20 protein-coding genes are annotated in these 25,927 nt (G+C 47.7%); all 20 read right to left on the bottom strand.

What is annotated here, in order from left to right; translation table 11 throughout:
* Positions 1 to 10: 10 nt before the first annotated feature.
* A complete protein-coding gene (locus U9S71_RS10985) occupies positions 11 to 970 on the bottom strand; it encodes a glycosyltransferase family 2 protein (RefSeq protein WP_326327477.1) in 960 nt (319 codons plus the stop codon).
* Positions 967 to 2,328 (bottom strand): DUF7033 domain-containing protein, encoded by a 1,362-nt coding sequence (locus U9S71_RS10980; protein WP_326327475.1) that lies wholly within the window; start codon positions 2,326 to 2,328, stop codon positions 967 to 969. The genes U9S71_RS10985 and U9S71_RS10980 overlap by 4 nt, the downstream gene beginning before the upstream one ends.
* Entirely contained in the window at positions 2,309 to 3,325 is a 1,017-nt protein-coding gene (locus U9S71_RS10975; protein ID WP_326327474.1) for an NAD-dependent epimerase/dehydratase family protein, read from the bottom strand. Before U9S71_RS10975 ends, U9S71_RS10980 begins: the two co-directional genes overlap by 20 nt.
* Positions 3,326 to 3,353: 28 nt before the next feature.
* A complete protein-coding gene (locus tag U9S71_RS10970; protein WP_326327472.1) occupies positions 3,354 to 4,049 on the bottom strand; it encodes a WbqC family protein in 696 nt (231 codons plus the stop codon).
* Positions 4,050 to 4,124: 75 nt separating this feature from the next.
* Positions 4,125 to 5,216, bottom strand: coding sequence for a DegT/DnrJ/EryC1/StrS family aminotransferase (locus tag U9S71_RS10965; RefSeq protein WP_326327471.1), 1,092 nt, complete (start codon positions 5,214 to 5,216; stop codon positions 4,125 to 4,127).
* Positions 5,209 to 6,192, bottom strand: coding sequence for a Gfo/Idh/MocA family protein (locus U9S71_RS10960; protein WP_326327470.1), 984 nt, complete (start codon positions 6,190 to 6,192; stop codon positions 5,209 to 5,211). Before U9S71_RS10960 ends, U9S71_RS10965 begins: the two co-directional genes overlap by 8 nt.
* Positions 6,192 to 7,598, bottom strand: a complete 1,407-nt coding sequence (locus U9S71_RS10955; protein ID WP_326327469.1) for an NDP-hexose 2,3-dehydratase family protein — start codon at positions 7,596 to 7,598, stop codon at positions 6,192 to 6,194. Before U9S71_RS10955 ends, U9S71_RS10960 begins: the two co-directional genes overlap by 1 nt.
* Before the next feature lie 42 nt (positions 7,599 to 7,640).
* On the bottom strand, positions 7,641 to 9,107 hold the full coding sequence (locus U9S71_RS10950) for a lipopolysaccharide biosynthesis protein (protein WP_326327468.1): 1,467 nt from the start codon (positions 9,105 to 9,107) through the stop codon (positions 7,641 to 7,643).
* Entirely contained in the window at positions 9,104 to 9,982 is an 879-nt protein-coding gene (rfbA, locus tag U9S71_RS10945) for a glucose-1-phosphate thymidylyltransferase RfbA (RefSeq protein ID WP_326327467.1), read from the bottom strand. The genes U9S71_RS10950 and rfbA overlap by 4 nt, the downstream gene beginning before the upstream one ends.
* A 50-nt stretch (positions 9,983 to 10,032) precedes the next feature.
* Positions 10,033 to 11,412 (bottom strand): nucleotide sugar dehydrogenase, encoded by a 1,380-nt coding sequence (locus tag U9S71_RS10940; RefSeq protein WP_326327466.1) that lies wholly within the window; start codon positions 11,410 to 11,412, stop codon positions 10,033 to 10,035.
* 37 nt (positions 11,413 to 11,449) lie between these two features.
* Positions 11,450 to 12,778: a nucleotide sugar dehydrogenase gene (locus U9S71_RS10935; RefSeq protein WP_326327464.1), complete on the bottom strand. Its 1,329-nt coding sequence runs from the start codon at positions 12,776 to 12,778 to the stop codon at positions 11,450 to 11,452.
* A gap of 143 nt (positions 12,779 to 12,921) precedes the next feature.
* Positions 12,922 to 14,010 (bottom strand): Wzz/FepE/Etk N-terminal domain-containing protein, encoded by a 1,089-nt coding sequence (locus U9S71_RS10930; RefSeq protein ID WP_326327462.1) that lies wholly within the window; start codon positions 14,008 to 14,010, stop codon positions 12,922 to 12,924.
* Positions 14,011 to 14,015: 5 nt separating this feature from the next.
* On the bottom strand, positions 14,016 to 16,472 hold the full coding sequence (locus tag U9S71_RS10925; RefSeq protein ID WP_326327460.1) for an SLBB domain-containing protein: 2,457 nt from the start codon (positions 16,470 to 16,472) through the stop codon (positions 14,016 to 14,018).
* Positions 16,473 to 17,022: 550 nt separating this feature from the next.
* Entirely contained in the window at positions 17,023 to 17,295 is a 273-nt protein-coding gene (locus U9S71_RS21050) for a putative toxin-antitoxin system toxin component, PIN family (protein WP_436410319.1), read from the bottom strand.
* A gap of 126 nt (positions 17,296 to 17,421) precedes the next feature.
* Positions 17,422 to 17,562, bottom strand: a complete 141-nt coding sequence (locus U9S71_RS10920; protein WP_326327459.1) for a hypothetical protein — start codon at positions 17,560 to 17,562, stop codon at positions 17,422 to 17,424.
* A gap of 424 nt (positions 17,563 to 17,986) precedes the next feature.
* Positions 17,987 to 18,244, bottom strand: a complete 258-nt coding sequence (locus U9S71_RS10915; RefSeq protein WP_326327457.1) for a UPF0175 family protein — start codon at positions 18,242 to 18,244, stop codon at positions 17,987 to 17,989.
* 256 nt (positions 18,245 to 18,500) lie between these two features.
* Positions 18,501 to 19,697 carry an ATP-binding protein gene (locus U9S71_RS10910; protein ID WP_326327455.1) on the bottom strand — a complete coding sequence of 399 codons (1,197 nt, stop codon included), beginning with the start codon at positions 19,695 to 19,697 and terminating at the stop codon, positions 18,501 to 18,503.
* 144 nt (positions 19,698 to 19,841) lie between these two features.
* Complete coding sequence (locus U9S71_RS10905) at positions 19,842 to 21,539, bottom strand: capsule assembly Wzi family protein (protein ID WP_326327454.1); 1,698 nt, start codon at positions 21,537 to 21,539, stop codon at positions 19,842 to 19,844.
* Positions 21,540 to 21,548: 9 nt separating this feature from the next.
* Complete coding sequence (locus tag U9S71_RS10900) at positions 21,549 to 23,249, bottom strand: capsule assembly Wzi family protein (protein ID WP_326327452.1); 1,701 nt, start codon at positions 23,247 to 23,249, stop codon at positions 21,549 to 21,551.
* 66 nt (positions 23,250 to 23,315) lie between these two features.
* Positions 23,316 to 25,925, bottom strand: a complete 2,610-nt coding sequence (locus U9S71_RS10895) for a DUF5916 domain-containing protein (RefSeq protein ID WP_326327451.1) — start codon at positions 25,923 to 25,925, stop codon at positions 23,316 to 23,318.
* Positions 25,926 to 25,927: the final 2 nt, after the last annotated feature.

Genomic DNA, 25,927 nt, shown 5'->3' with positions numbered 1-25,927 from the left:
GGGTTGAGTATTACACCACTTTATTGTTTTCTTTTTTAATGAAAAAGCTAAAAAGCTTTTTAAAAATAAGTTTGAACACCTTAATGATTTCGAAAAATGAATCTGCCAATCCCATTGCACGAAAACTAAGAGTTAAAAAATGTCTGATGGCGTACCTAGAGCTACTTTCATGAGCTAACTTTTTCATCGATTTTTCATACAATTTACGTTTACTGTAGTTATCTCCAACAATCTCATATAACTCCTTATGCATTTCATACGCAATATCAGCTCTTTCGCTGCCAATTTTAGTACTGTGAATCCCCCCCTGATGAACATGATAAACTCCAAAAGGCTCTGTAAAATAGAACCCCTTCCCCTTTTTTATCAATTGATGAAATAGATGGGTGTCTCTTAAGTATTTAAACCGAAATAAATCGTCTGTATTCAAAAAATCCTTTCTGAAAATAACGGTAAGCGTTTTTGTTAACCATTTTTTATGCAGGTCGTTTAACGAAAATTCAAAACCACCGTCTCTCCGAATCGGAAATAGTTTATAATCATCAATAACATCAATGTACTCCTCTCCGCTGTTGACAATCCTTTTTATAAACCCACCGCATGCCAACGAAAATTCCGGATTGTTTTCTAGAAAATCTACTTGCCTTTGTAATTTATAAGAATCTGTCCAATAATCATCGCCTTCACACAATGCAATATACTTGCCTTCCGCCCTACTGAAATTATAAGTTAGCGTAACGTTTATACCTCTTGAAAATTGGTTTTCAGTTTGACATAATGGCTTTATGACTTGTGGATACTTATTTGCATATTCCTTAATAATCTCTGCAGTGCCGTCAACAGATGCGTCGTCATGAACCAAAATCTCTATCGGAAAATTCACTTTTTGAATTAAGAACCCGTCCAAACATTGCCGTATAAACCTTCCATGATTATACGTTGCGCACGAAATGCTTACCAAAGGAATCATACTATCTTCTTTGACAAATATTCAAGAATATTAAAATACGGCTTTTTATATATACGCCTTTCAATTACATTGAAAAGATTACTGTGCCAATTCATGCATACTACGCCTCGGTATTTAATCACGGTATCAATCAGCAACTTAGCTTCTTTTTCAATGTCGTGAGGGGTCGAGCCACGTCGCAGAAAAACAGTATCCATTAAAATAAAGGGGGTTTGGACTAGATTTAGAACTTTCCTTTTGTAAATGTCAAAAATCCGATACGGATAACAAACACCGGATCTAAAACCGTTATGATATTGAAAGCCCATCCCACTATCAAAGTGAAGGGCTTCCTTTTCCCAATAGTCATATGTATCCTTGTTATAAAGAAGTAGGTGAGTTCTTCCCCCTTTTACTACATTTTCACCAACTGCGTTTTGTAAGCGTTCTAATTCCAAATGAAATTGCTTTGGATTTCCCAAGGTGTTTTCAGATGGATGATACCCTATGTTACATCCGTTATTTAAAACTTTCTGTATCATTTTTTTTACCAAGGGGTGAGCTAGCGTATAGGTGAATCCTGCCTCGTTTGCTTCACATGCCTTAAAAAAAAATGACACAGGCAAATTGTGCTCTTTACTGACTCTGATTAAATCATCAAAAGAATCAAACGGATTCACACCCCGCAAGTAATAGTAATAATATCTTATAAACACCACCAACGACTTTTTTAATTTACCTTCTTTGAAAGCAAGTTTTTGTAAATTCCGAAACAATGTTCTTTGGCTACTTAAATAGCACCAATCTACGTCATGAGTTAACAGAACCTCCGTGGCCTTCCTACTATTTGGGATATCTAATCCTATATGGAATAACAACCGTCGCAAAAACTCTACATAATCATTTACGATCGGCCGCATAAATAAATTATTCTTAACAACAAATAACGCATATTCGTTACAGCGGCCAGTAATTGCTTTGTCTGATATTACATATTCTTCCCACCTGCTCAAGAAGAAAAAGGCTGAGGCAAATACATCTAGTCCACATACAACCGAATCAGCAGTAATTGAAAAAGAATTGTTTCCAAATATTATAGGAAGACCTACGCCCAAATCATTTTCTAACCATTTAAGCTGCTGTGGCAAATTTTTATCTGAAAGATAACTTAGGGGGCTTGGGAATTTTCGAAAAAAATGATCTTCGAAAATAATTCTTCCATTCCCACTGACAAGAGTATAATTTTTGGCAGTGTCGTCGAAAATGAGCTCATACTTTACGTCTAAAAAATCACCCAGCAAACACTGAATAATATAGCTTCGCTCTGATTCGTTGTTCTTAGGACATATAACTTGGACTCTACCCAATGACTGTCCCATAGTCTTTCATTTTTCCCCACAACTTTGAAAATCTTTCTTCTTCCATTTCTTTTTTGAAATCGAGTAATAGACTAATGTAATCGTATCGGGGCTCATATCCTAATTGCTCTTTGGTTTTTGAAATATCATGTATAAACTGTCTCGAGTTAGGCATATCTGGTCTGTATTCTATTACTGATTTGTTATTAGATCTTCCAAAAACTGATATAATTCCCTTCACTTGTTCTTCTAAAGTCACTCCTTCGCCCCTACCTACATTATATATTCCCCCCGGCAGCGGCGATTCAACACATTTTTCGAAAATTTGGCAAAGATCTCTCACACTTACAATTTCCTTTTCCATATTAGGGTCTCCCCAAAGTTCTATCTTATCGCCGTTAGACGCTCTCTCAATCATATATCGATAAGCCATCATCTTCTTCTTGCCATCTACATAAAAATAGGGATCAGGATGATATGCATAAATAGTTGGAAGCCGTAAGACAAACCTTGAAAGGCCATGTTGATGGAAATAGTGTTCAATGAAATCTACTGCTGCATTTTTACAAATAGCATATACAGCATGGTCGCCCATCAATGGAAATCGCCTTTCAATATCCGAAGATACTGGGGTCTTGGTACCCATTAAATAAGTTGAATCAGCCCGAGTTTGAGTAAAAATAATTTTAGGGACGTTATTCTTTCGGGTAAGCTCTAATATGTTATGTGTGCCTATAATAATGGAATCAATATATTTTTGAGGTTCGTACCCTTCCATCTTTGCAGGCATCATGCCTGCACAATGAATGATCGCGTCAATGTTCAGTCCATCGAATTTAGATAAATCGCTTCTATCCGTGATATCAGCTGGCAGATACTCAATTCCATAATCCAAAAAAAAGCCATTATCAGTCTCTCGCTTTCCGGAGGCTATAATACTATAACCTAACCCTTTCAAATGAACGGCCGCATACGCACCAATTGTACCGGTAGCTCCAAAAATTAGTACTTTTCTCATTTTATATTCTATATCAATTCGAAATATTCTATATCAATTCGAAATCGCCGAGCATCTCGCGCACAGTGTCTCGATGATTAAACATCATAACGTCGATAATAGATAAAAAGGGCACAAAATCATTACCGAACTGTTTATACTCTATTTTCTTACTCTGAATAAAACTAAGTTGAATTCTATTTGAAATAAAATAGTCCTGGTCATATAATTCCATTCCCCCAACCGGGTTAATGTAATGAACAGTATTTTCTTGTTTACAGATATCCAAAATTCGTTCCTGACCCTTCAAATTAATGTTATTATATACACGCGAACTTTCTACTATTTCAGTATCAATTCCGAGGTATTTACATACTTCTTTAATAAGTCTAGTGTTGAAGCTAGCTATATCTTCTTCAAAAACTAAAATATTATCTATCAGTGTATAAATTTCATCAAAAAACGGTGCTGCTTTATACGAAAAAAAAACAGCTCTCTTAAGCTTCTTAAAAGTCGCATCCTCTTTGTTAAGCAAAGTGTCTTTTATTAGTTTATTTTGGCTTACCGCAACAAGAGGTACCGAAATGTAACTCGGCTCAGAATTGATAAGTATCCTGTTTCTATTTATCCATCCTCGCTTGATATAATTTACATCATCATAGATTATAAATTTGTCAACGAAATTTATAAGTTGAAAATAGCCAATATATGGCATAAAATAAGGCTGCATTATGGCAGACTTCATAGTTTAAAAATTTAGGGCCATCTCAAAATTGCACCAACAAAGCTCAGTATCTAATGCTAAAAAAACAGAAACTTCCTAAGCTGAGGCGGCGACGATTATTTTTGCAATTAATTGAATATTCGTCTCTGATAATTCGTGATATAGGGGTAAACAAAGGATTCTCTTTGATACGTTTTCAGATATTGGAGCATTTTGATAATCTACAATCTTGGCATAGGTATTAACCGATGGATAAAAGTACCGTCTGGGATAAATATTATTCTCGTTTAATCTTGCCTCTACCTCAAGAAGTATTTGCTCCGAATCGAAAATGACCGGAAAATAAGAATAGTTCGACTCCCCATTTTCTATCTTCTGAAAGCGGATATTGGGAATATTTCTCAGTAGTTCTTTATACAAACTGTATTTCACTTTTCGGTCAGCAAGCACTTCGTCAAAGTATTTCAAATTTGCCAGCCCCATGGCTGCATGAATCTCCGTCATCTTGCCATTGAAACCATCTTCTACAATATCTTTGGCATCGTTGTGCCCAAAAAATCGTATACGTTGCAGCTTATCGTCTAGTTCTTTAGATTGGGTAATGCATGCACCGCCCTCACCAGTATTAAATAATTTTGTAGCATGCAGACTTGTGGCCGATATGTCGCCGTAGGCCAATATACTTTTTCCTTTATAATTGGTACCCACGGCATGGGCCGCATCATAGATCACTTTGAGATTATGTTTTTTGGCTATTTGTTCAATACGCTCAACATTACACGCAGTTCCAAAAACATGAACAGGCATGATGGCCACTGTCTTGTCAGTGATAAGCGCCTCTATCTTTTCCTCATCGATATTTAACGTATCGGGATTAATATCACAAAATATGGGTTGGCAACCTTCCCACTTAATGGCACTGACGGTGGCAATCCATGTAAATGGAGTTGTAATAATTTCTCCTTTCAACCCTAGCGCTTTAATTGCCATCTGTAACGCTATTGTTCCATTTAATACAATAGAAAGATGGGCCAGGTTAAGCTTTTCCCGCAAATCTGTTTCCAGCTGCCTTACGAGGGGCCCGTTATGAGTGAGGACACCGCTTTCCCAAGCCTTAGATAAATATGTGGTATACTCCGCAATCGGTGCCAACGAAGGTTGCGTAACATAAATGGGTTTATTACTCATATGATTTTTCTCTTAATTTTTTTAATAATCTTGCTTGATTAATATTTGCAGCATATTCCTGCTCTCTTTCCTTTACATTAGTAGTAACCTCATAGAAATAATACAGCATGTTTTTAAAATGGTTATCCGGTTCTAAGGTAATCTCCTGCCGCCCGTTTTCCTGGGTCTCTATCAGAAGTAAGGGTTTTACTTTTTCACCTGCCGTGAATATCCTGTTCGTAAACAGCTTACCCTTTGTACCAATGATTTCCAAATTACATTGATAATAATTATCAAAACCGAAAGCTACCTGAGAAAAAAGTGTGCCATTTCTTTGCTTTAGGTAAGCTCCTCCCCAGATATCTACACCTTTATCCTCACCTGAATTCAGTGTAGCTGAGGTTACCGTTAAGTCATTTCCTAAAATGAGCTGCGATAATTTGATAGGGTATGCCCCTGCGTCGAGCAACGCTCCTCCTCCCAGCGCCCGTTGATACCGAATATTATCGGGGTCAGGGAACGGTGGAAAACAAAATGTACTCCGCACAATCCTCAAGTCACCCAATGTACCTTGTAGTAAAAGGTTTCGGATATAGGCTAACTGCGAATGGAACCGAAACTGGAAGTTTTCGATTAACACCAAGTTATTAGCTTCCGCGATCTTGTTCAATTCAACAACCTCATCATAGGTACACGCCAACGACTTCTCCACTAATACATGAATGCCTCGCTCCAAAGCAGTCTTTACCCACTCGTAGTGCAGAGAATTGGGCAGAGGGATATATACCGCATCAATATATTTACGATTTAGTATATTACTATACCCATCAACTACTTTCGTATTCAAATGAGATAACTTTGATTGCGACCCAGCCACCTCTCGACTGGCAACTCCTACCAATTCAAAACAATCATTGAGTTGTTGAATTGCAGGTATAACAGACCTGATTGCAATATTTGCGGCGCCTAAAACGCCTATGTGTACCTTTCTTTCCATTATACAAAAGCGATTGCCGACAATAGACTTCTTGCTTGGATATTGATATAATTATTAAGTTTTATGAATGTCTGGAGTTGGCCGTATGTCATCCAGATATAGTTAGCGGGCAGTTGTACCCCTATTTCATCGCCAGCTAATATAATCATGCTTCTGTTCTGTTCCTGATAAAACCGCCCCCCTTCCTCTGATTGGTAGGTGTCAAAAATTACCTTTTCTTTATTGACATTTAGTACATAGTTCAAAAATGGCAAAACCTCCTTCGACCTGGGATTATCGTAACTACCTGTAAGACATTGAACGGTAGGAGCTAATTCAATGATGTCAAAATTACCACATTCCAGTTTGGCTTGAACGACAAAATGGATAACGCCTCCCATTTCCTTACAAACAAATGCACAGATCCCTTCTTGTGCAGGTTTAACCATCGGTTGTGACCAATGGACCACCTCCCTATTGTCTATCTCGATATCTGCGGCAATGATTTCAAAGTATTTACGATCCACATGGCGTATAACACTTTCTTCAACAACCCAACTTTGTAAAGCGGAAAGCGGAACCTGCTTTACATCCAACTCATAGGTACATTTAAGGTTGGTGATAAAGAGAATGATATCATTCAGCGAATTAACGCCAGAAGATTCATTCGCAAGCGACCACAATATATTATTGGAGAAACCATTCTTTACGATATTATCTTCGTATTGGCTGATTTCCTGTCCGCTCTCAAGTGGTATCCCCGATATGACGGTACGTGTATCCATATTCACGACATTATCATATTTCATTAATTCCTTGATTTGTGACAAGGTAAGCCAGATAAAATTATCCAACACCTCGACATCCCCATCCACCTGAATAATGATATTTCTGTTTCGCTTCTTCAGGAATCTTGCTCCTTGTTCCGATTGAAGTTGGTCGAACAGGATATCCTCCCGCTTAGCTTGCTGAAAATATGCTAGGTATGCCGGGGCATTCCCTTGATGCACTCGCGAATAATTGCTCTTCGTTGCCTGTAATGTAGGTGAAAGCTGTACATGGTTGATATTTCCGGGTTCTATTTTCGCCTGCATCAAAAAATGCAATACTCCATTGATTTCTTTCGTTAAAATTCCTAGATACCCGATCTCGGGCTGATTAATGATCGGTTGTTGCCATGAATTTATGCGGCCATAATTTGTATTAACCTGAATACCGTCAATCGAGAAAAATTTACTGGATTGATGTCTCAATGACAAATTATCAAAACCCCAGTTTCGTAGCTCCTTAAATGGAATCTGGTTCACATGAACGGTAACTTTGTCGTTTTGCTCCCTAATCCATTGTAACGCATATTCAGTGGAGTACAAGCTCCGCTCTTTATCTAGCAAACTCGTTAAAAGGGCTGAATTAATGTTATTATCCATATGTTTTATTTCAGATGCACACTGCCTAAAGAAAGCTATCCGTTAGGGTGAATTCATATTTTTCATGAATCGTGCTAAAAATAGTCTTTTAAATTCGAGAAAGGCAGGGAATTTCAAAACAATACTAATACTAAGGTAGCAAAACATATAAACTATTCCAATCAATAGTATGACTCCTATGTCGGCTATGCAAAATCGGGAAATCATGTAAATATATAGTATCCACGCGATGACTCCAACGCCCGCGGCCAAAACCAATGTAGGAATAATGTCTAGAAACTGCCTTCCGGTACTATAATTGATCATCCGTCCACTATAGTGGGTATTGATAAAATAGGCAAGTACCGTACTGACAAGTTGAAAATACAACAACCCGTATATTCCGAACGGGACGGCGCAGATAATTCCAACGGCAATGATTGCTTTCTTTATTATCTCCAAACGCAAGAATAAATCACTTCGTCCCTTCACATTCAATATATTCAAATTGTATGCGTGTATGGGATACAATACACCAGAAAGGCACAATAGCTGAAAATAAGGCACGGCTGGCAACCACTTTTCGGTCAGAATAAATCGAAACAAGGGCTCTGCCAAGACAATAAGAAGTGCCATAACCGGGGCTAGCCAATATAAGACCTGCTGCATTAAAATCTGATAGGCTTTCCTCAATTTCACATTGTCATCTTGAATAGAAGCGAACATGGGGTACGTAACCTTATTTAGCGCACTGGATAAATTCAGTACCGGAAACATCCTTAACGTATCTGCACGATTATAGTAGCCCAATTGCGCGGCAGAAAAATATTTCCCGATTACCAGGTTGTATACATTGGTAAAGATGGTATTCAGCAGACCGGATAATGTAAGTTTATACCCGAAGTTGAAATGGTATCTCAACTTTTCCATATTGAAAATAAATTTTGGTGTCCAACCACTCCGCAACCACAATTGTAATGAAGATAAAATAGCCTGCACAATATTCATCCATACCAGTGCCCAAACCCCCATTCCCCGGTAGGCCAACAAAATACCAATACCTCCCCCAATGATAACAGACGGAATCTGAATTGTCATCTGTAATTTAAAATTCATTGCCTTGGTAAGGCGGGTATTCTGTACTTGTGAGAAAGCGCGGATAACAAATGTGAGTGTATAAACACGAACAATATCTTCGAGCAATGGCTGATTGAAAAACAATGCAATAAACGGCGCTGAAACAAATATTAAAAGATAAACCAACAGACTTGCAACCAAATTCATATAAAATACGGTTGAAAAATCTTGTTCATCTGCCTCTTTCGTCCGTATCAGTGACGATGTAAGCCCACTATCCATTAACGTAGAGCCGATTGCCATGAAAACGGACAGCATAGCAATCAACCCGAAATCTTCGGGCAATAAAATTCTTGCCAAGACAATCTGGACTACAAAATTTATCGCCTTTACACTGAATTGCTGGCTAAAGGTCCAAAACAGGCCGGAGATAGTTTTACCTCGTAAACTCATCGGCCGGAACCTATAATTTTCTTGAGATACTCGTAATAAGTACTCTTTTTATCCGCAATTATCTCGTCAACCGTTGCAGTCTCCAGCCATTTTTTCCGCCAAGCGATCTCTTCCAAACATGAAATTTTCAATCCTTGTCTTTTCTCTATAGCATGAACAAAATGAGCTGCTTCACTAAGCGCTTCGTGCGTACCAGTATCTAGCCATGCAAAACCCCGGCCCAAAAGCTCAATGGTTAACCTTCCTCGTCCTAAGTAAACCTGATTAACGCTCGTGATTTCTAATTCACCCCGGGCGGAAGGCTTTATCCCCTTTGCCACCGAAATGACATCGTTAGGATAAAAATATAATCCGACAACAGCATAATTAGACTTAGGAATGTCGGGTTTTTCTTCAATAGACAATACACTCTTGTTTTCATCAAACTCCGCTACACCGTACCGTTTAGGATCGCTCACATAATAACCGAATACGGCTGCCTTTCGTTGAATTGATACGCGATTGACTGCACTTTTTAGTAAACCCGGAAATCCGTGCCCGTAAAATAAATTATCGCCCAACACTAAACAAACATCATCGTCTCCGATAAACTTTTCACCAATTATAAATGCCTGAGCCAGACCATCCGGAGAAGGTTGTTCAGCATATTGAAGATTTACTCCGAACCTACTACCATTTCCCAGCAATTTCTGAAACAACGGTAAATCTTGGGGTGTGGAAATAATCAGAATATCGCGGATGTCCGCAAGCATTAATGTAGACAGCGGATAATAAATCATAGGTTTATCATGTACGGGCAACAATTGTTTAGAGATCACTTCTGTCAATGGATGTAACCGCGTACCTGAACCTCCGGCTAAAATAATCCCTTTCATGTTGATACCCTGATCTTGTATTTCAGGGAATATGAATTCTTCTTCATGACTTATTCTCCTATTGCGTAATACTGGAATCCAATAGCTGGGAGATCATTCCCGCCGAGGAGTTTGCGGCCGTCGAACACAAATGCGGGCTTCATCATGTGCTCCTTGATGCGGCGCCAGTCGTAGGCCTTGAACTCATCCCACTCGGTGAGCACGGCGATGGCGTGTGCCCGGTCGGCCGCCTCGTACGGATCCGTCACCACCGTTACCAGCCTGCGGTTCGCCTCCGGGCTGCGTGTACCGAGGTAGTCCAGGTCGGCATACACCTGCTCGGCGCCCACCTTCGGGTCGTAAACCGTGATCTGTGCCTCTTCGTTCAGCAGGGCATCGGCCACGTAGATGGCCGCCGACTCGCGCGTGTCGTTGGTGTCCTTCTTGAAGGCCCAGCCCAGAAAAGTGATTTTCTTTCCCGATACGGTGTTGTACATGGTCTGCACGATGTTGTCGGCGAAACGGCGCTTCTGGTGGTCGTTCATCGTGATGACCTGCTCCCAGTAGTGGGCCACCTCGTGCAGCCCATAGCTGCGCGCGATGTACACCAGGTTGAGGATGTCCTTCTGGAAGCACGAGCCACCGAAGCCCACGGAGGCCTTCAGGAATTTCGGGCCGATGCGGCTGTCGGTGCCGATGGCACGGGCCACCTCATCCACGTTGGCGCCCGTCTTCTCGCACAGCTCGGAGATGGCGTTGATGGAGGATACCCGCTGGGCCAGGAACGCGTTGGCCGTGAGCTTGGACAGCTCCGAGGACCACAGGTTGGTGGTGAGTATCCGCTCGCGCGGCACCCACGTGGCGTAGACGTCCACCAATGCCTGCACGGCCTCTTGGTCCTCCCCGCCGATGAGCACCCGGTCGGGGTCATGCAGGTCGGCGATGGCCGTCCCCTCGGCCAGGAACTCCGGGTTGGACAGGATGTGGAACTCCACGCCATTGCCCGTGTTGTGCAGGATGCTCTTGAGTGTTTCGGCCGTGCGCACCGGAAGGGTCGATTTCTCCACCACGATCTTGTCGTCCTTGGCCACCGAGGCGATCTGCCGTGCGCACAGCTCGATGAACTTCAAATCGGCCGCCATGCCCTTGCCCTTGCCGTAGGTCTTGGTGGGCGTGTTCACCGAGATGAAGATCATGTCGGCCGCGGCGATGGCCGCATCCACATCGGCCGAGAAGAACAGGTTGCGCCCACGGGCCTCGGCCACCACCGCATCCAGCCCCGGCTCGTATACCGGCAGCTTGGAGAGGTCTTCATCGTTCCACGCGGCGATGCGCTCGGCGTTGATGTCCACGATCGTTACCTTGATGTCCGGGCATTTCTGCGCGATTACCGACATGGTGGGGCCGCCAACGTAGCCGGCTCCGATACAGCATATGTTTTTTATTTTCATCTATCTTGAATATGAATATCCATTAAGCAAATAAAAATTATAATCTTCCGTCAACAAGATCGCGATTAAGACAGGCTTTGGTATCGAAAATGACACCATTATTTCGCCTCACTTTTTGATAGTCAAACTTTAGGAACTCACTATGCGCAACTGCCACGACAATAGCATCGTAAACCACGTGCGTATCCACCTCATTAAGAATATCTAACCCATATTCTTGTTTTACCTCATCAGGGTCAGCCCATGGGTCGTAAACATCCACACTGAGGCCGAACTGCACCAATTCATGATAAATATCGACCACTCGGGTATTCCGGATGTCGGGGCAATTTTCCTTAAATGTTATTCCCATAATCAAAGCGCGGGAATCCTTAATTTTGTGATCCTTTTGAATCATCAATTTCACGACTTTATCGGCTACGAAAGCGCCCATTTGGTCATTAACACGGCGACCCGAAAGTATCACTTGCGGATGATAGCCCAAAGATTGTGCTTTATGTGCCAAATAATATGGGTCAACCCCAATGCAGTGGCCTCCCACCAAACCAGGTTGATATTTTAGAAAATTCCACTTGGTCGCCGCAGCTTCAATGACGTCGTTGGTATCGATACCAATTCTGTCAAAAATAAGGGAAAGCTCGTTGACGAAAGAAATATTAACGTCTCGTTGAGCGTTCTCAATAGCCTTAGACGCTTCGGCCACCTTGATGCTTGGTGCTTTATGTGTCCCTGCTTCAATAATTGACTGATAAAGCTCGTCTACTCGCTCGGCAATTTCCGGGGTAGACCCGCTAGTGACTTTTTTAATCTTTGTTAATGTATTGATCTTGTCTCCGGGGTTGATACGTTCAGGTGAATACCCTGCAAAGAAATCTATATTATACCTTAACCCTGAAACCCGTTCCAAAACTGGCACACAATCCTCCTCAGTACAACCAGGATAAACAGTCGATTCATAAATAACAACATTACCCTTTGAAAGAACAGTCCCCAACATTTCTGATGCCTTAATTAATGGGGTTAAATCTGGAGCTTTAAATTGATCAATCGGTGTTGGTACGGTAACGATATAAGTATCATAATCTTTTAAATCCGCCATATCGGATGAAAAAGAAAGGCCAATTTCTCTCGTTTTATTCCCTTCTTCTCCACTATGTTGCAAAATGGCGGCGTGGAGATCCTTCAAGTTAGCTTCGTGAGTACGGTCCTTGCCTTCCGACAATTCTTTTACACGCTCTCCACTAATATCAAAACCTAAAACTTCATATTTCTTACCGAACTCAATAGCTAATGGAAGGCCAACATATCCAAGCCCTATTACTGCTATCCGGGGTTGGACAATTTTTGATAAATGACTGTTGCTCATCTGAATAAATTAGTATACCAAGCACTTCATCATATTGCTTCAATGACGAATGAGCAACAAAAGTACTCATTTATATCTTTTCGAGGAAACCGTTATTTCCATTACGAGAAAAAATCAAGAGACTCTCTCCTTTGCTCCGCGCATCAGGCCGTATCCATTACGTCTCTAATGTACTTACGTCCAATAAGCACCAAAAGGGCTAGAAAACCGAAGAAGAATCCTCCTATCACGGTACCCTTTACTTTACCAAGGCGATCCACCTTCAATGGGAACACAGGCTGGTCTACTAATTGGATTAGTGGCTGTTCTTGCAATAAGGACATTTTGGCCAATTCCAAATTCTGTTGTAATTGATTCAACACTTCTTTATTCGTCTCGGCAGAGAATTGAGCCTGTTGAGTTGGCACAATACGTTGGACCTGTCGAGTCGGATTAATATTTGGTGTGATATCGGATGCGTGTGCTGCATCATAGATGGCTCCTGTCATTACAGCACGAACGGAATCGGCCTTTTGTTGCAGAATAGCTATATTATCTACTGACTTTTTGGTCTTTGTCTGAGTATAAAACTCGTTTACTTCTTTTACTAAACGTTCATTAAACTCTTTGGAAAAAATCTCATCCTGCGACGCAACATCTACTTGAATAATCGACAGGTTCTCGACTTTTTCCACAGTTAAAATATCTTTCCTAATGGCACTAATAAATGATGTCAACACACTATCACGTAACCGACGCTCCTGTGGTATAAGCGACGCAGGGTCTTGGTGAAAGTCTAAAGTTAATAAATCCGGCCGCGCTTCCCAAACTTCCTTAATTCCATTGAATGCAATATAACGTTCAATTAACAATTCATCTGTTTCTAGCTGAACCTTCGACAATAGGGACTTTTCCAGCATTTTACGCGATCTGTACAGCTCCAAAATGTTATTGCCTTGAAATAACCCCCCTGCGTTTCCACCTACATCAATACCGGCAATCGCAGCCATTCCTGCTAGTCGACCTAATCCACTCTTGGAATCACTTGCTTCTAACACAAAGGTCGTGGTCGCTGTATAAACCGGTTTTTTTACAATGGCGTACCATAAACCTACCCCCCCCCCTAATAAACCAGCTATTAGTAAAATCAGCCATTTGGACCACAGGTAGCGTACCCATTTTTGAATATCCAGTATGAGTTCCTTGATAGGAATGTCTGGGTCTTTGGGCGTGTATGTTGGTTCAGTTGCCATCTTTCTTACCTTAATAAACTTACCACTACTGCAGCCAACGACGTGACCACACTACCCATGCTGATCCACGCTTGGACGCTAAGCGGCTCGCGCTCAGGTTTGGTGGGTACAATAATCTCACTGCCGGGCTGCACTGGTGGATAACCCCACAGCGAACCTTGCACCGCTCCATTGGCGTGCTGCACAAATGTTTTCCGTTTATGTGCCCTTGATGTGAACCCGCCCGCTTGATTGATGTAATATTTCAGCGATTTACCCTTTTGATACACCACTCGATTGGGATTAAGCACCTGCCCACGCACAATCACTGTGCGCAATTGCCGCGGCACGATGATGACATCTTCGTCTTCTAAAGGGATATCGTACTTGCTATGGCCTTCGAGCACTTTATCCAGCTTTATGCCCACATAATTGCTAAAAAACAAACTGGTTGCTGCACCATCCTCCCCAGTGTTCTTCAACGCAAGCCCCCGCATATCGGCCTGGTCTGCTTCCAATTCGGACAACTCTCGGCGGGCTTGGCTTGAAAGCGCGCTGTGGTCCGTCGACACCTTGGCATCCGAAGCTTTACGTTGCAACGACGCACCGGGCAAGTAAGCAAACTCGGTAACCCCACCCGCACGACGGATGAGATCGGAAATGGTTTCGTCCTTCTTGAGCAGCGCGTATTCGCCGGGCATGTTAACCTCGCCCTCGATGCGTACCATGCGTTGCACTTGGTAGCCGGTGCTGGTATGCACACTCACGATATCAAACGGCTGCAACACGAAATTGGATTGCAACGCCGCCTCGCGGCTATCGAAATTGACCCGCACCAGCTCGGAAACGGCCGAATCTTGTACGTTGACGTTGCGGCGGATGCGGCGGGCCACATCGACATATTCGACATTGGCGGCCTCCGCCAACCCTCCGCTCATCTGGATGAGGCTACCAAGGGTCATCTGCTCCACGTAAGGGAACTGCCCCGGCCGACGCACTTGTCCGCTGATGGCTACGGTATATTCCTCGCGGAGGTCGAAAATGGAAGAGATGATGATGCGGTCTTCGCGCTGCAATACATGGTTCTCTTCGGCGTCACCTTCCATCAGCTCGCTGAGGTTCACGGTAATCAACTCTTGGGTATTATTAGGCTTTAACCGGTTGATGTAGGCCCGCGCCATAAAGGCATCTTCCTTGAGGCCGTCGGCCTGCTGGATGAGTTGCCGGAGCGTGAGCCCTTCCGTAAGCGCGTATTTGCCGGGGCGGAATACCGCGCCTTCGATTTCCACGCGGTTGGCGTAGCGGTCGAGCACTTCCTCTACAATATATTGGTCGCCATTCTGCGGCGTGTAGCTGGCATAATCGTCGGCATAGATGTCGGCCACGCTGCGCTCCCGGTCGGTGATCTGCAGCACTTTCACCTTGGCGGTGTACGCCTCGGGCGAGAAATCACCCGCGAAACGGAGCACATCGGCCAGCGATTCACTGGGTAATGGCTCGAACGTGCCGGGTTGATTGACCAACCCCTCTACGGAGACGTGCCGATTAAATACGGGGACATGGATCACATCGCCCTCTTCCAAGCGTACATTGCCGGGCTGGACGCCCCTGGTGAGGAAGTCGTACGTGTCTATGGTCTCAATAACCTGGTTGTTGCGGATAAGCTGGATATTCCGGTAGGTACCTTTTCGTGAAGGGCCGCCGGCGGCGTAAAGCGCGTTGAACACGTTGGCCAAGGAGGGCAGCGTGTAGGTGCCGGGCTTGGTAACGAACCCGGTAAGCGTAACCTGGATACTGCGGATGTTACCCAGCGTGAGCGATAGCCGCGTGCTGCCGGAGCGCAGTTGTGGGTAAGTACCGCCCATTTGGTTTTTGATTTTAGCGATTGCGTCTTGCACCGAGAGACCAGCCACAGGGATCATCCCCACATAATCCACATTGATGGTGCCTTCGGCGGATACGGGGAGCCGGTAGCTTACTTCGTTATCGCCGGTAAGGTCGATGAGCAGCTCGTCGCCGGGACCGATGATGTAGTTTTTTGGCGTAGGGATGTTGAGGTTGGGCGCAAAGGTGATGTTTCCGTTGCGGAAGAGGCTGGAGCCGAAAATCCGCCCCTCGCTGGCTTCTTCCTGCTCCACCTCGGCTTCTACCGTATCGTATAGGATCTCGTCTTCGTTGACCGTCCGATCACTGTTGTCCGTGGGTTGCACAATGTCGGTCTCCCGTGTACCTTCCAACTTTTGCTGCCGTACGGTGGTGATGCGGTTGCGCAGCTTCTGCTGCTCGTCCGTGGACATGCCGCGCTGGCCGAGGTCCTGGATGAGTTGGGCATCGCTTACCCCCCGCTTATCTGCTTCGGTGATCATGCGCAGTACCTGCTCGTCCGAGAGCTGCTCCACCTTGATCTTGGAAACATCGGGGGTTTGGGCTTCGGTGGTGACTAACCAGAACAGTCCTGCCAGCAATAGGAGGTATCGCTTCATCGATTTTGTTAATTGTATGTTATGTAACGTTCGAATGGGGCAAAGGTACATATTTTGTTTATTGCTTGTTGTTTTCCGAGTAATCGACTTTTAATCTTTTTTGCCTGCGCTTAGCCTTTCCGTCGCTCGCCGCGACGGGGCCCTACTTTTTTCCGCAAAAAAGTAGGCAAAAAACTCGCCACTGGAATCTATTGCTACGGTTGGTAGTGCATCCCACTGCAAACCGCAAGATTCCTAGGCGGCTTTCTAGCTGAACGGCGGGTTTGGTGCTTGCAAGCGTACTACTTGTGTTTTTGTACCTGCATTGTCGCTTTCCCGATGCGCTGCGCCTCGTCTCAGGCGATGGCTGCACTTTTTGTCCCGAGGCACTACGTCTCGCCTCAGGCGATGACTGCGTTTTCGGGATGTCACTTCGTTCCATTTGCTTCCGTTGCAGCGAAAACTGGGCCAAAGTTTTATTGCATGGGGTTGTGGCGCCTTTGCGGTTCGCCTCAGGCGATGGCTACGTCTTATGCGACGGTGCGCTCCGATTGCCTATGGTGACTAACTACTAAAACCGACTCATAAAATCGGCCGCAGTCAAAATAGGGATGTTCCTGAAAGGATTTAACACCAGGAGGTCGTTATCACCCGTAATCAAGCATGATGCTTTGGCCGCCACAGCTAGCTCCAAGTATTTATCATCCTTCGGGTCACGGCACGCTTTTATCGATTTCGTAATGTGGAATACTTTGCAATCTTGCTCAATTCGGTCAATCATGCTAAGCCGCCGCTCCTCGTTGAGGTACCTGTCAAATTTAGGACGATATGTACTTCGGTGAATTCCAGCAAAGTAGCCTGCGATATACAGATTGTACCGATAAGAAAGGCCCGATCAAGGGCTCGGCCGTTTACCGAATTTTTGATTAGTGCGGCGCTGACCAATGCGTTGGTATCAAAAACAAACAGCTTACGCTTCATCGTTCAGGATATCGTCCAAAACTTCCTGAGTCAACCCCTTTTCAGCCATTTCGTCACGCAACTCATTAAAATATTGAATAGAATCACGCCCCTTATTGTCGTCGATAAGTTTAGCAATTTGCCTTTCCATAAGCCTGCTCAACTCCGTTTTGAGTTGTATGGAAGCAGCTCTCCATTTTTTGCTGGTACTGCTATCACTTCCAGTACAATTCTTTCCATCGCGTTACCCCTGTTATTTTTATACAAATCAAATATACAACATTTAAGTGAATTGCTTTTCTGCTGTTTGCTTTTTTGCTCATTGCGAATTTGCTATTTGCTTTTTGCTATTTGCTATTTGCTTTTCTGGCCAGGCGTTACTTTAGCCAACTCACGAGCAGCGGGGTTGTGGCGCCTTTGTTGGTTGCTTTTGCTTACTGCTGTTCGTGCTATGCGGTTTGATTACTGCGATTTTCCTAGCGTTATTGGGTCGGCACCCTAAATTTCACCTGCCATTTCTTTGAGTTGTTCAATGATTTTAGGCGATAGCCAAACATCTTTCCTCACAAGCTACTTTACGCATGTTGAAAATCACTTAGTAAGTCATCATTGGATGCGGTGTGGAGATACGACACATGATATTTACCAAGGAGGTTTAAAAATTCTACCCTTTTTATATCCAACAATTTCGCTGCAACACCCGACGATATTTTACCAAGCTCATAAAGTTTGACGAGCGAGAGCACTTTCATTTCTCGCTCAAACTCGCGGTTATCCATTTTTAGTGACAATGCGAGTGATTCAGGAAAAGAAACGGCTATTTGTGTTCCCATAATCTTGTTGAATTTTATTCAGTAAGACAAATTTAGCGATTTTTTCGGACTTCGATGTGCTCAGTCACTCCAGCGGGCCGGCATTGGGGTTGTGCCGACTTTGGTTTGCTTTTTTGCTGTTTGCTTTTTTGCTCTTCCAGCGAGACGTTATTTCATCAGCTTAAGAGCAGCGGGCAGTGGCGCCTTTGCTGTCCCGATGCGCCATGCCTCGCCTTAGGCGACGACTCCATTGCTTTGTGCCTGGTGAGGAAACCGCTCAATATAAGAACCCGAAGAGCCACAGTGGGATTTTGTTACCCACACCCGATTCCAACTCGTCGGCAGCGACAAAAGAATCGGGTATACCGGCAATCTGTTTAAATCCCTTCTTCTTACCCCCTACCTCAAAAACGAATTTACGGTCCACCGTGAAATCCCCTTGCCCATGCAACGACAGGTGGTGACCTGCATTGCGCAGTTGACCCGCGAAAAAAGATTCGCGTACACTTCCTTTCTCCTGATGCCCAACAGCCAGCGCCTCAAACAAATTGGGGTTTTCGAGCAGTACTTTGCCAGGCTTCTCCAATTTACCATACCCCTTACCGGCGGCATATAGCGTATTAATTAACCGTGCTTTGTCGAGATAGTGAAAATACTGGACGAGCGTGTTTCGACCCATCGATAGTTTCCTGCTCAAGTCTGATATATTTGGTGTAAAAGGCACATGCTCTGCCAAAACTGCCAGGAGCTCCAGTATTTTCCGAATATTCTGGTGATCGATACGCTCCACAAAAGCAAGGTCGTATTCGATGACCAAGCGGACTACCTGCTCTAATCTCGCCGTATACGTACCTATATTTTCTTTATAAAAGGGATAATAACCATTGCGTAGATAGGTGCCGAAATACTGAAGTGGCTTAATCTGCTGGCTTATTTCCAATGCCAGTCGCTCGTGCCCCTCTAGGAGTTCGACAAGCGGTATGGCCGGAAAATCCATCCCTTGGTCGTATCGCAGAAACTCCCTAAACGACAACCCGGACAACTCATATACGATGGCCCTACGGCTCAGGTCTATGGGCAGCTGGAACATATCAATGATGGAAGACCCCGTAAAAACAATGTTCAGCTCACGGTTGAAATCGTAGAGATTTTTGATTTCCCGATGCCAATCAGGATATTTATGCACTTCATCCAAAAACAGGAATATCCCGCCCTTGGCAGCGAATGTGTTAACTACGTCGGTAAGACTATTCCGGGTAAAATAAATATCATCCAACGACAGGTAAACAGCTTGCCCGCCACTCAACCCCAGTGCTTTGAGCCGCTGGAGCAGCATGGTCGTCTTACCGGTGCCCCTGGCCCCCATAATACCGATGAGCCGATTGGTCCAATCGATCGTGTCAAACAGTGAACGCTTGAAATCGAGCGACTGTCCAGCAACAAGTTTGTTTGATTTAATGATTAATTCATCCATATCCCCATTATTGATATGCAAATATAGCAATTTTTACTGCTTTTTGCTATATGTGCAGAGCATATTAAGGGGCTCCGTGATATCATTCGCGCTTGCTCGCAATGACGACAAGTTTTAAATGCGGTTGCCCTCAGCGCATGCTTCTCAAAACCGGTACATCACGCCGAACCGCAGGTGCAGGTTGTTCTTATCCTGCGGGTCGAAGCCCCAATAGTCGCTGGCATCGGCCGCGGCCTGGAAGTTGTACTGGTAATTGTACGCATGGATGTACTGCAGGTGAGCATTGAAGATGAACTGCTGGTAATCCCAACTGCCGTACGCCGCCACACTGGCATCCACCCAGTTGCGGCGGAAGTCTTTCACAACCGTTACCGCATAGTCCTCGTTATGCACCAGGCGTTGCACCTGCACCCCCAGTTGCTTCAGCCCGTTTACCCAGCTGGCCCGAACGGTCTGACTGTTGCTACCCGGCCCAATGCCCGCGCCGAGTAGTTGGCCGCGGTTCGTGTAACCATCGCGGACCTGATGATGGACATACCATGGCGCGGCCGACCGGATCCCACGGGTATTGCTCACCGCAACCTGCGTCACCTCCCCGGCCAACTGCAAATAACCGCCCCAACGGTTGTACAGCGGCACCAGCTTGCGCAGGCCGAAGGTGTATGCCCGGGTATGGTCGAGCTGAGCGATGCCGTCGCGGGCATCCCAGTTATGGTCGTTCTTGGCGTACTCGCCGTAAAACTCTACATTCGCCTTGGGCACCACGTACCGGAAATAGAACGACAGCATCTGGTCGCGGGGGACACCGTCGTCCGAATTACTGTCCGTAGCCAGTTTGTTTTTGCTGAACGCTTCGAGGAACGGGGCGTAATAAGTGAGGCCGCTGCCCATGTCTTGTTGGTTGGTATTGTAGGTGCGGATAAACCCGACCGACAGGCCGGGGGTCCACTTGGGTTGGTAGTTGAGGTGGAGACCTGAGAAATAGCGCCACCCTTCCGGTTTGGTCCGTGCGTAGGCGTGATGGGTGGCCGTATCGCCCAGTAGCGACGACGGGTAGCCCGACTTTTGCAGGTGCCCGCCCACGATCTGGAACTCGAACGCCCCGATGTAGGTTTGGATGGGCTTGGAGCTGTTCAGCGTAACGTGGTTGAAGCCCGGCGCGGTGTTGCTCATCAGAATGGAGTTGTGCAGCCCGGGGCCCCACCACAGGTTCTCGGTCGAGAAACCAACCGATACCGGATCGAGCGTGAGCCGGATGCTGCTCTGCCCCAAATAGGCCTTCGTATAGCTGCCATGACCGAATAGTTCGGGCATATCGATGCGATTGCCAAAGTAGCCATACCAAAAACGATCCGGCCCAGCGTCCCCGCCAACCCCTTCATACACGCGATTCTGCGCGGCCACGAGCTCGGGCCGGAACTGCACGCTGAGCCAGCGGTACTTGGCGAAGAAGCCCGTGCTGAGGTACGTCTGCAGGCCCCGTGCGGGGATCATCGGCCCGTCGTTCCACCCGTAGGGGTAGGCCGTGTTCAGCTGGTTCTGCCACACCACGGGCAGCAGCTGCAGGTAGCCGTGGCCATCGCCGCTCTGCCACACCACATCGGTGCGGCTTTCGTCGGGGTAGTGCAGGTATTCGTGCTGCTGCAGCGCCTGCGCCGTGAGCGGCCGCAGGCTGAAGGAGATGGCCGGGTCTACCTCGCCCAGCAGCTGCTGGCGGCGGTAATAATCTTCGAGCACCGGGAACCCCACCGGGAGGGTCTGCGCATGCAAGGCCGTGCCGGCCATCACCCCTACCGCTGCCATCAGGGCGCTTCTCTTTAGTTCAATGGTTCCGATCTTCATGGTGCAAACTTAAAATCGATAGGCGAAGCCCAATCGCATGAGGAAATTGTTCTTGTCCTGGGGGTCGAAATTCCAAAACGAATTGCCCAGGGGTTGGCTAAACTGGTGCTGGTAATTGTAGCTGTGCACGCTTTGCAGCTTGAGGTAGGTGAGGAAGCCGTCGAAGTCCCACTCGCCCTGAAGCGACCAGCCGAAGTCTACCCACGACTTGCGGATATCGGCCACGTACATGTAGAAGAAGTCTTCGTTGTGCACGTAACGCTCCAGCGCGAAGCCGATGCGCTTAAACCCGCGCACCCAGCCGATGGTGGCGGTCTGCACGTTACTGCCCGGGCCGATGCCGGCACCCAGCACCTGGCCGCGGTGGGTATACCCATCGCGCACCACGGGGTGCGTGTACCACGTGGGGTACTGCCGGTTGATGCCTTTGGCGTAATAGGTGTTATTCATGGACAGTTCGGTGGCTTCGGCCCCCAGCTCGAGGTAGTCGCCCGGGCTGAAGCCCAGCGGTACCAGCTTGCGGAAGCCCAGCACATAGCCGCGCGAGTACGACGGCTGCACCATCCAGTCGCGCCCGTTCTCAGCCTTGCGGCTGCGGCCGTACTCGCCATACACCTCGAGGTGCCCGGCGGGCATCACCCAGCGGAAGAAAGCCGATCCGTAACGGTTGTGCACCTCGCTGCTGGTCTGCTCCATGCCGTTGGCGTCGAGGTAGGTCGCTTCTTTCACGTTCGGCTTGAAGAACGGGAGATAGTCGCCCACGCCCTTCATGTTGTCGGCATTGACCACAAACGAGCGGATGATGCCCAGCGAGAGGCCGGGTACCCACTTGGGTTGGTAGCTGGCCACGAAGCCCGAGAAGTAACGGTCTACATCGGGCTTCTCTACGTAGTACAGTTCGTTGTGTTTGCTATCCGGCGTGATGGAGGGCGGGAAGCCCGATGCCGTGAGCGTGCCGCCCACCAGCTGGCCCTCAAACGAGCCGATGCCGGTCTGCACGGGTTTGCTGGTGTGTACCGTAAAGTGGGGGAAGCCCTGGGCGTTGTTGCTCATCAGCAGCGCATTGTAGCGGCCGGGGCCCCAGTAGAGATTTTCGGTAGAGAAGCCGAAGCTGACCGCGCCGAAGGTGGCCTTGACGCTGGTTTGCCCCAACAGGATGCGGGTGTAGGCCGACTTGCCGAAGTATTGGGGCTGATCGATGACGTTGCCGGTGGCGCGGTACCACTCCAGGCCGTAGCCTGGGGCGTTGCCCGAATCGCCGTACCGCTGGTTGGCGGCGTACACGATCTCGGGACGGAACTGCACGCTGAGCCAGCGGTATTTGGCCACGAGCCCGCCATAAAAACGGAACTGCCCACCGCGGGTGGGCACCAGCGAGCCGTCGTTCCACCCGTAGGGGTAGCTGCCGTTGTGGTTAAAATCGAGCCCGGCCGGCATCACCTGCACGTAGGTATCGTCGCCGGGGAAGCCATACAGGTAGCTTTGGTCGCCCAGCACGCCCTCGGGGTCGTACAGGTTGGTTTGCCCCAGGGCCTCGGCCGTAAGGGGCCGTACACTGAAGGAGATGGACGAATCGACCTCGCCCAGCAGCTGCAACCGCCGGTAGTAGTCTTCGAGCACGGGGCTGCCCACAGGCAGCGTCTGCGCCCATAGACTTTCCGTGGAAAGTGCGAGCAGGCACAAGCTATAAAGTAAATATCGGATACGCATAGTTTAACATGTGCCACGAAAGAAGCAAAAAACATTCCATTTCTCCAGATGCCACAGAAAAAGCGCTCAACGGCTAAGCCAATAGTTGATTTTAACCATAAAGGCATTGGTGGCGGGCAGGGCCAGCATGCGGTCGAAGTTATGCTCCCAGCCGGGCTGGTAGAAGGGATCTTGTTGCGACCGGTTGTGCTGCCACACCACGTAGAGGGTGGAGCCGGGGAGGTACTCCCAGCGGGCCACCAGGTTGGAGCGGAGCTCATTGAAGCTGAAGTCCGGATCGGGGAAAGCCAGCTCGCCCTCGGCCAGTGGCCGGAACCGATCGGCATAGCGGCGCGCCCGGGTATCGGTGGCCAGCTTGAAGTCGCTGTAGGTGGCCACGGACGTGAAGGGCGAACCGTAGTACTGGATGGAGATATCGGGGGTAACGTTTACCTGCATGTTTAGCGTAACGCCGTAGGTGCGCTGCCTCATCAGGCCCATTACGTAGGCCGTCGCGCCATCCGCCGATGCGGGCGGGATGCTGCCCACGTATTGCAGGTTGTCTTTATTCCACGCGTAATCGAACTGCCCCGCCAGACGCATATGGTTGCCGATGCGGAAGATGACACCGGGATGCACCTGGTTGTAGCCGGTCTCCTCGGCCAGGTAATGGCGCCCATCGTAAACCAGCTTATACACCACCCGTTTGGCACGGTCGGTACCGAGGCTGATGTTGGTCTCGAAGTTGGCGCCGTACCGCAAGTCCGGACCACCCCGCAGCCGGCGGCTATCTACCGTGTGCCAGTTGAAGGTTTCTTTCACGTCCATTTCCATGCGGCTGCCGATGCTGAGGCTGCGCCAGCGCAGGGCCACGTCGTTGTTGACGGCATCGCCGCCGTAGTTCCACACGTTGCGCTGGGTGAGGTTGATCCCCGCAAAGCGGAACGGGCCCCAGGGGTCGGTTTTGCGGAAGGCGATTTCCGACTCGTTGAGGGTATAGTCCGACTGTTTCATGTACCCCACGTCGTTGAGGTCGAAGCCCGGCGACGACCAGCTGAACAGCTGGGAGAAGTTCCACTGGGCGTTTCCCTTTTTCCCCACCTTTACGTAGCCGCCGGTGCCGTGCATGGAGTGGCTATCGGGGTTGAGGCTGAGGTAGTCGGCCCCCGATTGGCGGTGGAAATAGTGGACGGCGTTCGTTTTGGTTTTGAGCAGCGCCGCCGGCGAGCCCTGCAGGGTGCTGAACATGCCCTTGGCATCGATATAGTAGAGGCGGTTGGCGAAATAGCGGGTCACGTCTATCCCGGCGGTGAAGGCATTCGCCACCAGCGCCTCGCGCAGGTGGGGCTGGGCAAGGTGGCGGTTTACGGCGGTAACCATACCGCCAAGCAGCGTGTTGCCGTCCCAGTTTTTCTGTATCCGCGCCACGGTATAATTGGTAAGGGGCTCGGTGGCTTCCTTGCTGCGCACGCCGTTGCGCTCTACGCGGGAGGCGGTTTGGGCCGTGACACTTTCCAGCAGCCCTACGGTGAGCCCCCGGCGGTTGGTGCCCGTGAGCTTGAGCGCCCCGATGATGGGGATGAAGTTGGGCGTGCTGGCAAAGCTTGCCTCCTGGTCGATGCCTTGTGGTTGGTACGATGGCATGGCGCCGATGCGGCGGGAATAGAACATCATGCCGCCGTCGTTGTTGTCGAACTCCAGGATGTGCTTCCCTTCCAGGAAGAAGGGCCGTTTTTCGTCGTAAAAAACTTCATAGGCCGACAGGTTCATCACGGAGGGGTCTACCTCCACCTGGCCGTAGTCGGGATTGAAGGTGAGGTCGAGCGTGAAATCCTGCAGGGCCACCTTGGCATCGAGGCCGGCGGTGCCCCCCCACCGGCTGCCCTGCTGGAAGGGGCTTTGCGGCACGCGGGGTTCTACGGTGAGCTTGCCCATGGCGTAGGGCGCAAATTCGATGCCCCGCGGCTTGGGCAGGTCGGTCATGCCGTGCATTTCGCCGAACGAGAAGACGTGGCCGTTGTTTTTGATGGGGATAAGGCTCCAGTTCTGCACCTCGTTGTTGCGCCGGATGATGCGCCGCACGTGCAGCCCCCAGATGCCATCGCTATCGTTTTGGTTGTACCGCAGCTGGCTGAAGGGGATGCGCAGCTCGGCGGTCCAGCTCGAATCGGGGAGGTTGATGTGGGTGCGCCCTTCCCATACGGCGTTCCAGCTGAGGTTTACCGAGAGCTTGTCGGTAACGGTGAGGTCGGTTTTATTGCCGCCGAGGTTGATGTTGAATTCGGGCGCTACGCGGTAGTCGTGGTAGGTATCGAAAGCGATGCTGATGAGGTCGCCATTGCTATTATCATCGCGGTTGCCGATAAAGGCATTCATGGTTTCGGGGTGTTCATCTTTGCAGTATACGCCGATGTAGAGGGCCTGGTCGTCGTAGAAGATCTTCATGCGCGTCCACGACCCGGTGTGTACCCGCTCAAAGGGGATGACCTGCGAAAAGGGGGCCGACCATTCGCCGGTGTGCTGCCACACGGCCTCGTTGAGCTGCCCATCGATCTGCGGGCGCACAGAATCGAGCCTGGTAATGGAATATACGCGTTTGTAGGCGTCTTCGAACGACACTACGGCGGCCCTTTCATCTTGCGCCCGGGAGAATAAACAGGCGGAAAGGAGAAGCACCGTAAAAAGGCATCTCGTCATTA

Origin of the sequence: Parapedobacter flavus, from assembly GCF_035818675.1 — a bacterium.
GTDB classification, from domain to species: Bacteria; Bacteroidota; Bacteroidia; order Sphingobacteriales; family Sphingobacteriaceae; genus Parapedobacter; species Parapedobacter flavus.
This window is presented reverse-complemented; position numbering and strand designations above follow the sequence as displayed.

Coding starts and splice junctions, on each gene's coding strand:
- U9S71_RS10975 (WP_326327474.1), bottom strand. CDS start 3,325: ATGAGAAAAGTACTAATTTTTGGAGCTACCGGTACAATTGGTGCGTAT.
- U9S71_RS10970 (WP_326327472.1), bottom strand. CDS start 4,049: ATGAAGTCTGCCATAATGCAGCCTTATTTTATGCCATATATTGGCTAT.
- U9S71_RS10985 (WP_326327477.1), bottom strand. CDS start 970: ATGATTCCTTTGGTAAGCATTTCGTGCGCAACGTATAATCATGGAAGG.
- U9S71_RS10905 (WP_326327454.1), bottom strand. CDS start 21,539: ATGAAGATCGGAACCATTGAACTAAAGAGAAGCGCCCTGATGGCAGCG.
- U9S71_RS10955 (WP_326327469.1), bottom strand. CDS start 7,598: ATGGATAATAACATTAATTCAGCCCTTTTAACGAGTTTGCTAGATAAA.
- U9S71_RS10935 (WP_326327464.1), bottom strand. CDS start 12,778: ATGAGCAACAGTCATTTATCAAAAATTGTCCAACCCCGGATAGCAGTA.
- U9S71_RS10980 (WP_326327475.1), bottom strand. CDS start 2,328: ATGGGACAGTCATTGGGTAGAGTCCAAGTTATATGTCCTAAGAACAAC.
- U9S71_RS10910 (WP_326327455.1), bottom strand. CDS start 19,697: ATGGATGAATTAATCATTAAATCAAACAAACTTGTTGCTGGACAGTCG.
- U9S71_RS10895 (WP_326327451.1), bottom strand. CDS start 25,925: ATGACGAGATGCCTTTTTACGGTGCTTCTCCTTTCCGCCTGTTTATTC.
- rfbA (WP_326327467.1), bottom strand. CDS start 9,982: ATGAAAGGGATTATTTTAGCCGGAGGTTCAGGTACGCGGTTACATCCA.
- U9S71_RS10960 (WP_326327470.1), bottom strand. CDS start 6,192: ATGGAAAGAAAGGTACACATAGGCGTTTTAGGCGCCGCAAATATTGCA.
- U9S71_RS10950 (WP_326327468.1), bottom strand. CDS start 9,107: ATGAGTTTACGAGGTAAAACTATCTCCGGCCTGTTTTGGACCTTTAGC.
- U9S71_RS10920 (WP_326327459.1), bottom strand. CDS start 17,562: ATGGAAAGGCAAATTGCTAAACTTATCGACGACAATAAGGGGCGTGAT.
- U9S71_RS10965 (WP_326327471.1), bottom strand. CDS start 5,216: ATGAGTAATAAACCCATTTATGTTACGCAACCTTCGTTGGCACCGATT.
- U9S71_RS10900 (WP_326327452.1), bottom strand. CDS start 23,249: ATGCGTATCCGATATTTACTTTATAGCTTGTGCCTGCTCGCACTTTCC.
- U9S71_RS10940 (WP_326327466.1), bottom strand. CDS start 11,412: ATGAAAATAAAAAACATATGCTGTATCGGAGCCGGCTACGTTGGCGGC.
- U9S71_RS10925 (WP_326327460.1), bottom strand. CDS start 16,472: ATGAAGCGATACCTCCTATTGCTGGCAGGACTGTTCTGGTTAGTCACC.
- U9S71_RS10915 (WP_326327457.1), bottom strand. CDS start 18,244: ATGGGAACACAAATAGCCGTTTCTTTTCCTGAATCACTCGCATTGTCA.
- U9S71_RS10930 (WP_326327462.1), bottom strand. CDS start 14,010: ATGGCAACTGAACCAACATACACGCCCAAAGACCCAGACATTCCTATC.